The organism is Sinorhizobium sp. P24N7 (assembly GCF_042436655.1).
Lineage (GTDB): Bacteria > Pseudomonadota > Alphaproteobacteria > Rhizobiales > Rhizobiaceae > Sinorhizobium > Sinorhizobium meliloti_A.
The window spans coordinates 1-13,192 of sequence record NZ_JBHMIW010000016.1; the positions used below are offsets into that span (position 1 = coordinate 1).

The 13,192-nt window shown below is 64.9% G+C and carries 11 protein-coding genes; 3 read left to right on the forward strand and 8 right to left on the reverse strand.

The genetic code is table 11. The features are described from left to right. Window positions 1–201: 201 nt before the first annotated feature. From putA to ACFHWW_RS25120, 4 genes are all read right to left on the reverse strand, one after another. Window positions 202–3,903, reverse strand: a complete 3,702-nt coding sequence (gene putA, locus ACFHWW_RS25105; protein WP_379941534.1) for a trifunctional transcriptional regulator/proline dehydrogenase/L-glutamate gamma-semialdehyde dehydrogenase — start codon at window positions 3,901–3,903, stop codon at window positions 202–204. A 182-nt stretch (window positions 3,904–4,085) separates the two neighbouring features. Beyond that, window positions 4,086–4,400, reverse strand: coding sequence for a YkgJ family cysteine cluster protein (locus ACFHWW_RS25110; protein ID WP_275599961.1), 315 nt, complete (start codon window positions 4,398–4,400; stop codon window positions 4,086–4,088). 58 nt (window positions 4,401–4,458) lie between these two features. Beyond that, complete coding sequence (locus ACFHWW_RS25115; RefSeq protein ID WP_338277916.1) at window positions 4,459–5,265, reverse strand: phosphodiesterase; 807 nt, start codon at window positions 5,263–5,265, stop codon at window positions 4,459–4,461. 111 nt (window positions 5,266–5,376) lie between these two features. Then, on the reverse strand, window positions 5,377–5,850 hold the full coding sequence (locus ACFHWW_RS25120) for a sel1 repeat family protein (protein WP_379941536.1): 474 nt from the start codon (window positions 5,848–5,850) through the stop codon (window positions 5,377–5,379). A gap of 197 nt (window positions 5,851–6,047) precedes the next feature. Here ACFHWW_RS25120 and ACFHWW_RS25125 point away from each other — a divergent pair, with 197 nt between their 5' ends. Continuing rightward, entirely contained in the window at window positions 6,048–6,662 is a 615-nt protein-coding gene (locus tag ACFHWW_RS25125) for a FecR domain-containing protein (protein ID WP_338277921.1), read from the forward strand. 37 nt (window positions 6,663–6,699) lie between these two features. Here ACFHWW_RS25125 and cyaD1 read toward each other — a convergent pair whose 3' ends face one another. Both cyaD1 and ACFHWW_RS25135 read right to left on the reverse strand, forming a co-directional pair. Then, a complete protein-coding gene (gene cyaD1, locus ACFHWW_RS25130; protein WP_379941538.1) occupies window positions 6,700–8,571 on the reverse strand; it encodes an adenylate cyclase CyaD1 in 1,872 nt (623 codons plus the stop codon). Between the two features lie 61 nt (window positions 8,572–8,632). Next, window positions 8,633–9,337, reverse strand: a complete 705-nt coding sequence (locus ACFHWW_RS25135; protein ID WP_018094076.1) for a Crp/Fnr family transcriptional regulator — start codon at window positions 9,335–9,337, stop codon at window positions 8,633–8,635. 235 nt (window positions 9,338–9,572) lie between these two features. Here ACFHWW_RS25135 and ACFHWW_RS25140 point away from each other — a divergent pair, with 235 nt between their 5' ends. Further along, window positions 9,573–10,010, forward strand: a complete 438-nt coding sequence (locus ACFHWW_RS25140) for a DoxX family protein (RefSeq protein ID WP_018094077.1) — start codon at window positions 9,573–9,575, stop codon at window positions 10,008–10,010. A gap of 68 nt (window positions 10,011–10,078) precedes the next feature. Here ACFHWW_RS25140 and ACFHWW_RS25145 read toward each other — a convergent pair whose 3' ends face one another. Together ACFHWW_RS25145 and ACFHWW_RS25150 are read right to left on the reverse strand one after the other, a co-directional pair. After that, window positions 10,079–10,507 carry an RbsD/FucU family protein gene (locus tag ACFHWW_RS25145; RefSeq protein WP_324762828.1) on the reverse strand — a complete coding sequence of 143 codons (429 nt, stop codon included), beginning with the start codon at window positions 10,505–10,507 and terminating at the stop codon, window positions 10,079–10,081. 3 nt (window positions 10,508–10,510) lie between these two features. Further along, window positions 10,511–11,740 (reverse strand): ROK family transcriptional regulator, encoded by a 1,230-nt coding sequence (locus tag ACFHWW_RS25150; RefSeq protein WP_379941541.1) that lies wholly within the window; start codon window positions 11,738–11,740, stop codon window positions 10,511–10,513. A gap of 356 nt (window positions 11,741–12,096) precedes the next feature. Between ACFHWW_RS25150 and ACFHWW_RS25155 the strand changes: the two genes are divergently transcribed. Then, window positions 12,097–13,122 (forward strand): sugar ABC transporter substrate-binding protein, encoded by a 1,026-nt coding sequence (locus tag ACFHWW_RS25155; protein WP_018094081.1) that lies wholly within the window; start codon window positions 12,097–12,099, stop codon window positions 13,120–13,122. The last annotated feature ends 70 nt before the right edge of the window (window positions 13,123–13,192 follow it).

The window sequence follows — 13,192 nt, forward strand, 5'->3', positions numbered from 1 at the left end:
CGGCAGGTACAGCCGGTTCGCTCCGCCCCGTCCGGGGCTTCGCGAACCCGCTGAACCTGCCGCAACCCAAAATCTGTCGACAATCATCCCGGTCCAAAATGTCGACCATCAACCCGGTTGAACAGGGGTTCAGACCGGGTAGATTGTCGACAATCATCCCGGTCCAAAATGTCGACCATCAACCCGGTTGAACAGGAGCGTTCAGCCGATCGCCATCAGGCTGGCATTGCCGCCGGCTGCCGCCGTGTTGATCGAGGCGGAAACCTCTTCCACGAGCCAGTTCAGGCAATAGGCGTCCGGGTTGCGGGCTATTTCCTCGCTCGATGCGGCCTGGACGAGCAGGAGCGGGCCGGGCAGGGCGGCGATGGCCTTGTTGACGGCGCGGACGCGCTCGGCGTCACCTTCGACCAGCGCACCGGCGAAGGGGCCGTCGGCAGCCCAGTCCTTCGACCAGGAGACGCGCAGGCCAACCGTTTGCGGCACGTTTTTCAGCGAAGCCTGCAGACCGGAGGCGGCATCGATCGCGACGCTGTTGCCGGTCGCGAGCGCGGCGGCGAGCTGGTGGTACAGCCCGCTCTCCGTCGCCGGCACGAGGAGGATGCGGCCGCGCGCATGGAGGGTATAGAGGTTGCGTTCGCCGACCGGGCCGGGCAGTTCCAGGTCGAGGCCAAGGGCCGAGCTGCTGCCGGCGTTGCGGGCCGCTTCGGCCTCCGCGCGCGCGCCTTTGCCGTCGAGCCACTTGGCGAAATCGAGAAGGACCGGATCCGTGTGCACCGAGCTGTGCTGCGGCGGAACCGGTGGGGTGGTAACCAGGCGGCCGAGATAAAGCGGACCGCCGGCCTTGGGACCGGTACCGGAAAGACCGCGCCCGCCGAAGGGCTGAACGCCCACCACCGCGCCGATGATGTTGCGGTTGATGTAGAGGTTGCCGGCCTTGATACGGCTTGTCACATGCGCGATCGTCTCGTCGAGGCGCGTGTGGAGCCCGAAGGTGAGGCCATAGCCGGTGGCGTTGATGTCGTCCACCAGCCGGTCGAGATCGTCGCGCCGGTAGCGGATGACGTGCAGCACCGGCCCGAAGACCTCGCGTTGAAGATCGGAAAGCTTCTCGAGTTCGATGATCGTCGGCGGCACGAAGGTGCCCACTCCGGTCTCCGAGGCAAGCCCGATCTGCTCGACCTTGCGGCCGAGCCCGCGCATCCGCTCTATGTGCTTCTCGATGTTGTCCTTCGCCTCTGACGTGATGACCGGCCCGACATCCACGGAAAGACGATCGGTGCGGCCGATATGCAATTCGTGCAGCGCGCCCTTCAGCATCGTCAAGATGCGGTCGGCCACATCCTCCTGCAGGCACAGCACACGCAGCGCCGAGCAGCGCTGGCCGGCACTGTCGAAGGCTGATGTGATCACGTCGCCGACCACCTGCTCGGCAAGCGCCGAGGAGTCGACGATCATCGCATTCTGGCCTCCGGTTTCGGCGATCAGCGGGATCGGCCGGCCGGCAGGCGAAAGGCGGTCGGCAAGCTGTGCCTGGATCAGCCGCGCGACTTCCGTCGACCCGGTGAACATCACACCCGCAGTCTCGGCTGCGGCGACCAGCGCCGCACCCACGCGTCCGTCGCCCGGAAGAAGCTGCAGCGCGCTTGCCGGGATGCCGGCCTCATGCAGGATGCGCACACCCTCGGCGGCGATCAGCGGCGTCTCTTCCGCGGGTTTGGCGAGCACGGGATTGCCGGCCACGAGTGCGGCGGCGATCTGCCCGGTGAAGATCGCCAGCGGGAAGTTCCACGGGCTGATGCAGACGATCGGCCCGAGCGGCCCGTGGCCGGGGCCGAGCGTGCGCCGCGTCTGTTCGGCATAGTAGCGCAGGAAATCGATCGCCTCGCGCACCTCGGCAATGGCGTTCAGCGCCGATTTGCCTGCCTCGCGGATGATCAGCCCGAGAAGCGTGGGCATGCGGGCCTGCATCAGCTCGGCGGCGCGGTCGAGGCAGGCGGCCCGTTCGGACGGCGGGACGGCCGCCCAATCCGGCGCCGCTTCGGCGGCAAGGCGCACGGCGCGCCGTGCGTCCTCTTCCGAGGTCTCGGTCACCGAGCCTACGACGTCGCGATGATCTCCGGGATTTAGAACCGTGCGCGTCTCGCCGGCAGCGGGACCGGTAGCGAGCCGCGGTACGGCGGTCCACTTCATGGCCGCGCTTTCCCTCAGCGCTTCCGTAAGCGACGCAAGCGTTTCCTCGTTGGAAAGGTCGAGGCCTGCGGAATTGGTCCGCGCATCGCCGAAGAGCTCGGCCGGCAAGGCGATCCTGTCGTGCTTGGCGCCGACGACCGGCATGGCGCGGACGACTTCGACGGGATCGGCGATCAGTTCGTCGATCGAAACCTTCGGGTCGTTGATGCGATGCACGAAGGAGGAGTTGGCGCCGTTTTCGAGCAGGCGCCGGACCAGATAGGCAAGCAGCGTCTCATGGGTGCCGACAGGCGCATAGATGCGGCAGGGACGATCGAGCTTGCGGCGGCCGACGACCTCTTCGTAAAGAGGCTCGCCCATGCCGTGCAGGCACTGGAATTCGTATTTGCCCACCTGAAAGTCCCTGCCTGCCATGTGATAGATGGCGGCGAGCGTCTGGGCATTGTGTGTCGCGAATTGCGGGAAGACCACATCGGTCGCGGCAAGCAGCTTGGCTGCGCAGGCGATATAGGAGACGTCGGTGTGGATCTTGCGCGTGAAGACCGGGAAATCCGCGAGCCCGTCGAGCTGCGCCCGCTTGATCTCGGCATCCCAATAGGCGCCCTTCACGAGCCGCACCATGATGCGCCGCCCGGAGCGCCGGGCGAGATCGATGATGAAGTCCAGAACGAAGGGGCAGCGCTTGCCGTAGGCCTGGACGACGAAGCCCATGCCGTTCCAGCCGGAGAGCTCGCCGTCGAGGCAGAGCTCCTCGAGGAGATCGAGCGACAGTTCCAGCCGGTCGGCTTCCTCGGCGTCGATGTTGAGGCCGATATCGTAATTCCTGGCGAGGAGTGCGAGCGCCTTGACCTTCGGCAGCAGTTCGCCCATCACGCGCGCGGCCTGCGCGCGGCTATAGCGGGGATGCAGCGCCGAGAGCTTGATCGAGATGCCGGGGCCTTCATAGATGCCGCGGCCGGCGGAGGCTTTGCCGATCGCGTGAATGGCGCTCTCGTAATCCCTGTAATACCGTTCCGCGTCGGCGGCCGTGGTCGCGGCCTCGCCGAGCATGTCGTAGGAGTAGCGGAAGCCCTTTTCCTCGAGTTCCTTCGAACGCTTCAGCGCTTCCTGGATCGTCTCGCCGGTAACGAACTGTTCGCCCATCATCCGCATGGCCATGTCGACGCCGCGCCGGATCACCGGCTCGCCGCAACGCGAAATGAGACGTGTGAGCGCCGCCGACAAGCTGCGGTCGTTGACCGTCGAGGTCAGCTTGCCGGTTACGACGAGGCCCCAGGTCGCGGCATTGACGAAGAGCGAACGGCTGCCGCCGAGATGCGATTTCCAGTTGCCGTCGGCGATCTTGTCGCGGATCAGCGCGTCACGCGTCGCCGTGTCGGGAATACGCAGCAGCGCTTCCGCAAGGCACATGAGAGCCACGCCTTCCTGGCTGGAAAGCGAATATTCCTGCACCAGGCCTTCGACGCCGGAGCCGCTGTGCTTGCCGCGCAGCGCCTCGATCAGCTTGCGGGCTGTTCGTGCGGCCGCGTCGCGCGTTTCCTTCGGCTGCGTGGCCGCTTCGAGAAGCGGCGGCAGGCATTCCGTTTCCGGGCGGCGGTACGCGGCCGTGATCGCCTGGCGCAGTGTGCTCTGTGGCCGGACCGGCGGTGCGAAGTCGGCGAACGGCGCCGGGGCGACCTCGACGGGGGTTTTTTGAAGCGGGCTCGGGCTCATTGAACGCTGTCCTCCACGGAACGGTAGCGGGCGCTATCGACGCCCTGATGTCGTGGCAGAAAATACGCGTGCCATCGCCGAACATCCATCCGGCAAATCAGCATTATGGCCGAATGTTTCTCCACGACAGGCAAGACAAAGGGAGAACTATACGGAGTGCAGGCGAATGTTCCGGACGAAAGTCAGCATGCAGCCCCGAAAAGTTGCTCCCGCGCCATCAGGCACTCGTCATCCCCCGGCATGCAGGTGCGACAGACGATGGGGCGTATATCGTAGACCTTGCAGGCGACGGAACGGCCGAGCTTGCCCTCGAGCGCCGTGCAGCGGCCGCTCTCGCAACGCATGCCGCCGAGATCCGCAGCCACATAGTCTGCTGGTATGCGCTCGAGCTCTTCCTCCGTCTCGAGCGAAAAACGCGGCCAGTCGGCCGAATAGGCGCAGCAGGCGCCGCAGCTCTGGCAGTCGAAATTCTGATTGGCGGGAACGGACTGGCTCATGGCATCAGCCTATCACGAAGCGGGTGGCGCCGGAATGCCTGCCGCTCGCGCCGGAAGGTCACGCCCCCACCGCGTCGCGCCTTGCTATCTCGTAGTCTTCCGTATGCACGAGCACGCCGTCGCCGGTCACCAGCGCTATGCCGTAGGCCGCCGGCTCGTCCACCGAAAGAGATGCGTCCGCCGTGTCGAAGGGCATCGGCTGCTGGTGCACGGGGCTTTTGAAGATCGAGAAGGGAATGCCGCGACTGGAGCCGCTGATGGTGCGGTGAACATGCCCGGCGAAGATATGACGAACATTGCCGTGCCGCTTCACCAGGGCGTAGAAGTCGTCTTCGTTGATGAGGCGGATCATGTCCATACCGGCAAAGCCGCTGACATGCGGCGGGTGGTGCATGAAGACGAGCGCCGGCCGGCCGCCGGTCTCTTCGAGTTGCCGGCCGAGCCACGCAAGCCGCCTGTCGCATAGGTGACCGGCGTGACTCACCGGATAGTCGTAGGGCGGTGCAAACAGCGTATCGAGCAGGATCGCGCGGCAATCGGGGAAATCGAGCACCTGCTGGACGAAGCCGTTCGCGTCGGTCGCCGTTTCGGCGAAGACGTCGAGAAACACTTCGCGCCGGTCGTGATTGCCGATCATGAGCGCCGCCGGTGGGGTGAGTTCGCCGAGAAGGGCCTTCAGCCGCTCGTAGGAAGCGCGGTCCGCCCGATGCGTCAGATCGCCGGCGAAGATCACCCGGTCGGCATCCGCATGATAGCGGTTGACGTGGGCGATGCCGTTTGCGAGCCGCCGATACGGGTCCAGCCCGATGATCGTCTCGCCTTCGGGCACCATGTGGAGGTCGGAGAAAATGATGAGCTTCGTCATGTGCGTCCCGCGTTGATGTCTCACGGGTCACGCTCCTGCGCCTGCTCGCAGGCGTCAAGCGGCATTTTCGGGCGGGTCGGACCTATGCGGAAGACCGGACTGCCGCCCCCATCACTGCAACCGGTCCGCGGTTGCCTGCGCGAAGCGCCGGACGGTCAGCAAATCGCCGGAGGACTTACCGGCCATGCCGCGCTCGGCGAGGAGATGGGCATAGCTTGCCATTGCCAGAGCGTGGCCGTTCGCGGCGGCTTCGGCGAGAATTCGTGCCGACTGCAGCTTCTGTCCAGCCCTGTCGAGAACGCGTGCGAGCTGGAACTGCGTCCGGGCGCCGCCGTTCTGATTATAGGCCTCGCGGCAGGCGGAAAGCGCCACTCCGATGCGGATGTTCTGCGTCGCAACGGCCGGGAAAGCCCTGTTGCGTTCGAGATCGAATTCGCTACCGGCCTCGCGGTCGCATTGCTCGGCGGCGGTGAGATCGCTTGCACGCGCCGCGGACGGCATGGTCGCGAAGAGGGGCAGGAGCACGGCCGTCGCGAGCAGATGATGCAGGCCGGTACGAAGGCTCGATTCAACGTATTTCGTCATGGTGCGCTCCCTCTTGCCCGCACATTCTAGGGTCGCTCCGACCCGGTATCTGTTCCGCGGGAAACAGCGGCGAAGGCGATGAAACGGTGAGTTCAGGCAGACCCCAAGATGCGCCTTGCATCGGGCACGCCTCGGTCTATCCTCGTCAGGAGCCGGAGGCCGAACAGGGAGCGCTGCGAAAACCAGCGGAGAAGCCGATGCGGCAGTTCGACGTGAGGAGACGGATCTTTCTTGGCGGGGTGTTGCTTGCCGCCGTATCGGGCGGCCGTTCGACGGCAGCAGCTCCGGTCGTGGGCAAGGCCGCAAAGATCCGCGGCAACGTCCGCCGTCGGCAGGGCGGGGACGAGGAACGGCTGGCGATCGGCGGTGCGGTTCTCGACAAGGATTATGTCCTGACGAGCAGCAACAGCTTCGCCGATCTCGCCCTCAGCGAAACGCGTATCCTGCTGGGGCCGCAAACGGAACTCCTGATCGACAGCTACATCGCCGGCCAGGGCGGGACGCTGGAGCTGGGACTGGGCCGGATGGTCTTCGACCGGCCCGAAGGCTTGCCCAAGACGGACGTCGCGGTGCGCACCGCCTTCGGCATGATCGGCGTTCGCGGAACGAAATTCTTCTGCGGCCCGAGCCGAGCGGCGTTCGCGGTCTTCGTTGAACATGGCGTGGTGTCCGTTCAGGGCGGCGGCGTTACACGGACAGTTGCGGCCGGCCAGGGCGTCGATATCAGCCGCCCGGGCGCCGCTCCCAGCGAACCGACGCGCTGGGGAGAGGTGCGGATTCGTCAGGCCTATGCGAGCGTCGGGTTGAGGTAGGGGCGATGGCCGGCATCCCGCGCTGCGGTGGCTGTCCTCATTCCGCTCGAAGGTGCTTGTTCAGCTCATTGCTCGCTACCGTAAACAGCTCCATCGATCCGAAGCCTCTGATATCGTGGCGTCCAAGGGATCTGAGCGCCGCTTTCGACTGCGCAGCCGCCGCCGGGCCGATGCAGATGGCGGTGCCGAGAAACTTGTTCGCCTCCTGAAGGCGAGCGGCGAGGTTCACCGCATCTCCATGGGCGGTGTAGTCGAGCTTCCCTCCGGCGCCCACCTCTCCCAGTACCGCCGGCCCGGTTTCGATGCCGATGCGCGTCCTGCCGAAACCGTGTTCGGCAAATTGCGCACGTCTGCGCATCTCCTCGGTCAGTACATGGATCGCCGCGGCGCAGCCGATCGCCTTGTCTACATGGTCGGGCAGGTCCTCTGGCGCGTTGAAGAGAGCGTGGACGGCATCCCCGACGACCTTGTCGACCATGCCGCCATGCCCGGCGACAAGCGCGTTCACCTCGGCGAAATAGACGTCGAGCAGGGCCACGAGTTCGCGGGGAGCAAGCTTCTGCGAAAGTGTCGAGAAACCCTCGATATCGGTGAAAAGCGCCGTCACCGGGCGTTCCTCGCCGGCCATGCGCCCGCGATCGGGCTCGTCTATGTAGCGCGCCACCACGGACTGCGGCAGATATTGCGAGAATTTCCGCCGGGCGATCGCCTCTGCGCGCCGCGTGCGCGCAAACTGCAATGCGCTGGTGACGACGAGCACCGCAACCAGTGCCAATGATGTGCCGACCGCGTCGAAGAGCCAACCGGTGGAGGCATAGATCGCACCGGCAAAGGCGATGACGGCGAGCACCGTCGCAGCGCCCAGCATAAGGGATGCCATCGGGCGAAGCCTGGTTGCTGCATATGCTGCGGCGACTCCCGCTGCGAAGGCGAAGACCGCCTCGATCAATGGCAGATTGCTGCCGCGGTAGGGCACGAACCCCGTCATGATCGCATTGGCAACATCAGCGTGGATCTGAACCGACGGCTGGAGCGGCATGGAGGCGGTGGGCCGAAGGCCGCCAAGGCTCGGCATGCTGCTGCCGATCAAGACGAGCCTTCCCGCCAAACGACCTTTCTCCAAGCGACCGGCGAGGATTTCGGCCGCAGAGACCGTGCGGGCGGCGATCGCCTCCTCGGAACTTGCAGGGAAGCGCAGGTTGCCGTTCTCGTCGAGGGGGATGATCGCGTGATCGAGCCTCAGCCAGGCGGGTTCTCCGCCGAGAACGGGCGTACTGCTGTCGGCGGCAAGCCGCCCCGCTTCGATGCCGAGCGCCGGGTAGGCATCGTTGCCAAGTATGGCGAAAGCCTGAACGCGCCGGACTCGCGCGTCTTCGTCGCCGACGAGAAAAGCCGCCGTCGCAGCCTTCGCCTGGTCCATGAAGGCCGGGCAAGAGGTCTCTGCCCCTTCGATAAACCACTGCGCGGGGACGGCCAGCTGGCGCCGGAGGGCCAGAGGCGGCACGGGGCGCGGCCGTTCGAGAACGCGGTCGGCCGCCAGGAAGCCGAGGGCCGCGGGTGCCCTGCCGATCGCCGCGGCGAGCGCGGCGTTTGCGGGCGAAGCCGGGTCGCAGGCGGAACTGAAAACGAAATCGACGGCGATCGTCTTCGGCCCGGCCGCGGCCAGGCGTGTAATCAGATCGGCGGTTGCGGCCCTGTCCCAACTGCCGCCACGCGCTTCATAGGCCTTGCGGTCGACGTCGACGACGATGATGTCGGGCGACCTCGGCGAGGGAACCCATTGGGTGAGATTATCGAAAAAGAGCTCACGCTGGGTGTTGAGGATGGTTCCGGCAGAGAGATAGAGCAGCAGCGCCACGGCGAGGCTGGCGATGATCCCTCCGGAAAGCGGGGTTATGCGGTGATGCATCCTCGGCCTTACGCTCAACCGCTCCAAGTTTTTGAAACCGCCCGCTTTCAGGCGAGCGGCGTCAATCCTCCTCCGGATCGGCGATGCTCAGCAGGCGGCCGACATTGCAGCAGATGATGCCGTCCGCGCGCTTGATCGCGCCGCTCTCCTCCAGCGACAGGATCGCGCGGTTCACCTTCGGCCGGCTCGCTCCGAGAATCGAGGCGATGTCCGTCTGGCTGAGCGTCAGCCGGAGATTGGCGCTTTGCGGCATCTCGCTGCCGTGGATCTGGCGGAGCGTCGCCAGGAAGAAGCGGGCGACGCGGGCGTTAAGATCGTAGAGCGCAATGGTTTCCAGCCGGTCCGTCGTGTCGCGCAATTGCGCGCAGAGGAAGCGGATCACCGCCTCGGCGGTCCTCGGCCTCTGCGTGATGAGGGCGAGGAAATCCTTCTTGCCGATCACATAGCCTTCGGCGTTGGTGACGGCCGTCGCATCCGCCGATCGCGGCTGTCCGTCGAGCAGCGCCATTTCGCCGAACAGCGCTCCTGCCTCGTGCTGCCGCAACATGAGTTCGCGGCCTTGCGGCGTGAACAGCGAAAGCTTGATGCGCCCGGAAACCACCACGATCATGTAGTCGCCTTGGTCGCCGCGTTGGAAAATGACCGTGCCCGCGGACCATTTGCGATAACTGGCGATGCCCGAGAGCTCGCACAGGGTTTCGCTGTCGAATTCTTCGAATATAGGGAAGGACCGCCAGAAGGCGGAACTCCGGATGACTTCAGCCATTGCGGTTACCCCTGCGTTCCCCTTTACGCGTCGGGGAGTTTTGACTCTGTTGCCTCATCTTGCAACAGAAAAGCGCTTGATCGGCCGACCGAAGCCAAAGCGGTAAGGCATCAGTTGACGACGAATCGATTCCGTCTCTAGATTGTGAACGATCTGTCGCCGGGTGGGCGGCTAGAGGATTTCGAAAATCTTGTTATCTCTGCTGCCAACACGTTTTCCAACAGGAGCCTTGCGCATGTCCCAGAATGTCATCGTGCTCATCGGGCGCATTCTTCTCTCGATCATCTTCATCACCTCCGGTTTCGGCAAGCTCACCGACCCGTCGGCGACGGCCGGCATGATCACCGGTGCCGGTTGGCCTGCCGCAACGGCGCTCGCCTATCTCGCCGGTCTCTTCGAACTCGTTGCCGGTCTTGCGATCCTCGTCGGCTTTCAGACCCGCATCGCATCCTATCTGCTTGCCGCCTTCTGCGTGGTCACCGCCTTCGTCTTCCATAGCGGCGCAATCAACGTCCCGGACTTCCCGCCGGCTGCAAACGGGCTGCTGACGGTCTTCAACCAGATCATGATGATGAAGAACATCACGATCGCCGGCGCCTTCCTGGTGCTGGCAGGCTTCGGCCCGGGCGCGCTCTCGCTCGATGCCCGCACCGGAAACACGGTCGCCGCTTAACGCAGGCACCTCTGATCGAGAAGAACCCGCCGGCTCGCCGGCGGGTTCTTTGTTTAGGCGTCACCTTCTTAAGGATAGATGACGCCCTTGCGCAGGATGACGTTGCCGTAGAGCCGCGGCTCGCTGGTCTGCACCACCGCATGAGCAGCCTTCACCCGCTGATAAAAATCCGCTCCGAGCAAAGGAACGACCGGCTGTGTCGGCTCATGTTTCCGACAGCAGGCGATGATGTCCCGATGCACCGGGTCGAGCGCATCGCGGTCCTGTTTGACCGTTGCCCGAAAGATCGCCTCCGGCACGAAATCGTCGATCGGCAGGATGCTCAAGACGGCGTCGAGCACGGGGACAAGCGGGTGCCCGTCCAGCCGGATGAGCCGGCGCGCGTGCTCCAGCCCGGGATAATTTCCGTCGACGAGTGCAATCTCGTCGCCGTGCCCCATCGCTCTCAATGTGGAGAGAAGCTCCGGGCTCAGAATGGGGCTTATTCCTTTCAGCAACGGTCAAAGCTCCTTGAAGAGGACATTGGTGTCCAGAAGATAGCGGGAGAAGAGCGGCAGGCTTGCGCCGCCGATCGCGCGGGCGTGACTGCCGACGGTGCCTTCGACGAGGTCCGGAACCGTGACGCCCTGCAGGTCGAGCGTCTGGATGGCCTTGCGCGTCGCGGCAAGAAGGCGCGCCCGCACCCAGGGCGGAAAGCCGCCGTCGATCACGGCCGCCGAAAAATCGACGACGGAAACCGCGGAGACGACGGCTTGTGCAAGCGCCGCCGCCGCATCCTGGATCCATATTTCGAGCGGCTCGCCGAAATCGATCCAGTCGTCGGCCGAGTACCAGAGCGGCTCCGGGTCGATGCCGCGTTCGCGTAGCAGCTTTTCCAGGACGAAGACCGAGGCGATTTTCAGCAACTGCGTCGACTTGCCGTCCTTGCCGGCGACAGGCAGCGGGCCGACGGCGCCGGCGGTGCCGGTTCGGCCGGAAAAGAGGGCGGAGTTGATCACGACGCCGCCGCCGATAAAGGAGCCGATATAGAAATAGACGAAATCGGGGTAACTGGCGCCGACACCGAAGGCGAGTTCGGCGCCGCAGGCGCTGGTTCCGTCGTTCTGAAGAAACACCGGATGCCGGATGCGCGAGGCGACCGCCGCCTGCAGGTCGAAATCACGCCACCGGTCCATCTCTTCGCGCGGCGCGCCGACCTCCTCCGACCAGTTCCACAACTCGAACGGCGTAGCGATGCCGACGCCGGCGATGCGGCCGCGCTCGCCGGTGTCGAGCTGTCCCTCGAGCTTGCCGATGCCCCCGACGATGAAGCTGACGATCTCCTCTGGCAGCGGATAGGTATGGATCTGATGCAGGTGCAGCCGAATGGTGCCGAGGAAATCCATCAGCACCAGATCGGCGCTGCGCCGGCCGATCTTCACGCCGAAGGAATAGACCGCATCCGGATTGAGCCGCATGGGGATGGAGGGCTGTCCGACGCGGCCGCGCACCGGCGCGCCGCGGACGAGCAGCCCGTCGGCTTCGAGCGACCGCATGATGACGGAGGCGGTCTGCGCCGAGAGACCGGAGCGGCGCGCGATCTCGGCCTTGGACAAGCTGCCGTGACGGCGCACCAGCGACATGACCAGCCGTTCGTTATAGGCGCGCACGCGCGTTTGATTGGCCCCGCCGCTCGGGTCGACCACATCCGGCTGGGGCGGCCCCGTATAGGGGCCATCTGTCAGTGACATGCCACCGTTTCCTCCCATTGGTACCGTACGGTTACTCCCCGATCCGGTACGGCCATGCAGTACCTAAAGCTTTACCGCGACCGCACCCTGATCGCGGCGTCCTGACGCCGCTCGGTTCGCGTGGGCCTGTCCGCATTCGGCCCGCGATTGTCAATGCCCGATCCTCCCGATTGGACGGAAGCGACATTACGCGCAGAATGCCACAACGAAATAATAATTCAATTTGATTTATTTATTGACAGGCTGGATTTTTGGTGCTTGATTGACCGTCGGAAGCGCCGTCTGCAGCCGAGGAGAATGCTGCAGCGGGTCCTGAAAGCCGGCGCGCCGGCATTTTTCATCCTTGGGAGGATTTAATGAAGAAGACAGTTCTTTCTGCCGCATTCGGCGCGCTCGCCATGGGCGTTGCTTTCGCATCGCCCTCGCAGGCAGCCGACGTGTCGGCATGCCTCATCACCAAAACCGATACCAATCCTTTCTTCGTGAAGATGAAGGAAGGCGCGGCCGCCAAGGCCAAGGAACTGGGCGTCACCCTGAAGTCCTATGCCGGCAAGATCGACGGTGACTCCGAAAGCCAGGTCGCTGCGATCGAGACCTGCATTGCCGATGGCGCCAAGGGTATCCTGATTGCCGCCTCCGATACCCAGGGTATCGTGCCCCAGGTCCAGAAGGCACGGGATGCGGGCCTTCTGGTCATCGCGCTCGACACGCCGCTCGAACCCCTCAATGCCGCCGACGCCACTTTTGCGACGGACAACCTGCTCGCCGGCAAACTCATCGGCCAGTGGGCGGCCGCAACGCTCGGCGATGCCGCCAAGGAGGCCAAGGTGGCCTTCCTCGACCTGACGCCGTCGCAGCCCTCCGTCGACGTGTTGCGCGACCAAGGCTTCATGATCGGTTTCGGCATCGACCCCAAGGACCCGAACAAGATCGGCGACGAGGATGACCCGCGCATCGTCGGCCACGACATCACCAACGGCAACGAAGAGGGCGGCCGGACCGCGATGGAGAACCTCCTCCAGAAGGATCCGACCATCAACGTCGTCCACACGATCAACGAGCCGGCCGCCGCCGGCGCCTATGAGGCGCTGAAGTCCGTCGGCCGCGAGAAGGACGTGCTGATCGTTTCCGTCGACGGCGGCTGCCCGGGCGTCAAGAATGTCGCCGAGGGCGTGATCGGCGCGACGTCGCAGCAGTATCCGCTGATGATGGCGGCGCTCGGCATCGAGGCGATCAAGAAGTTCGCCGATACGGGCGAGAAGCCTACGCCGACCGAAGGCAAGGACTTCGTCGACACCGGCGTCGCGCTTGTCACCGACAAGCCGGTATCCGGCGTCGAGTCGATCGATACCAAGACCGGCATGGAGAAGTGCTGGGGCTGATCGGCCACGCGCACAGGCGTGAGGGGAAGGGCGGCCCCGGCCGCCCTTCCCGCAAGTGCCGAGGTCTTTG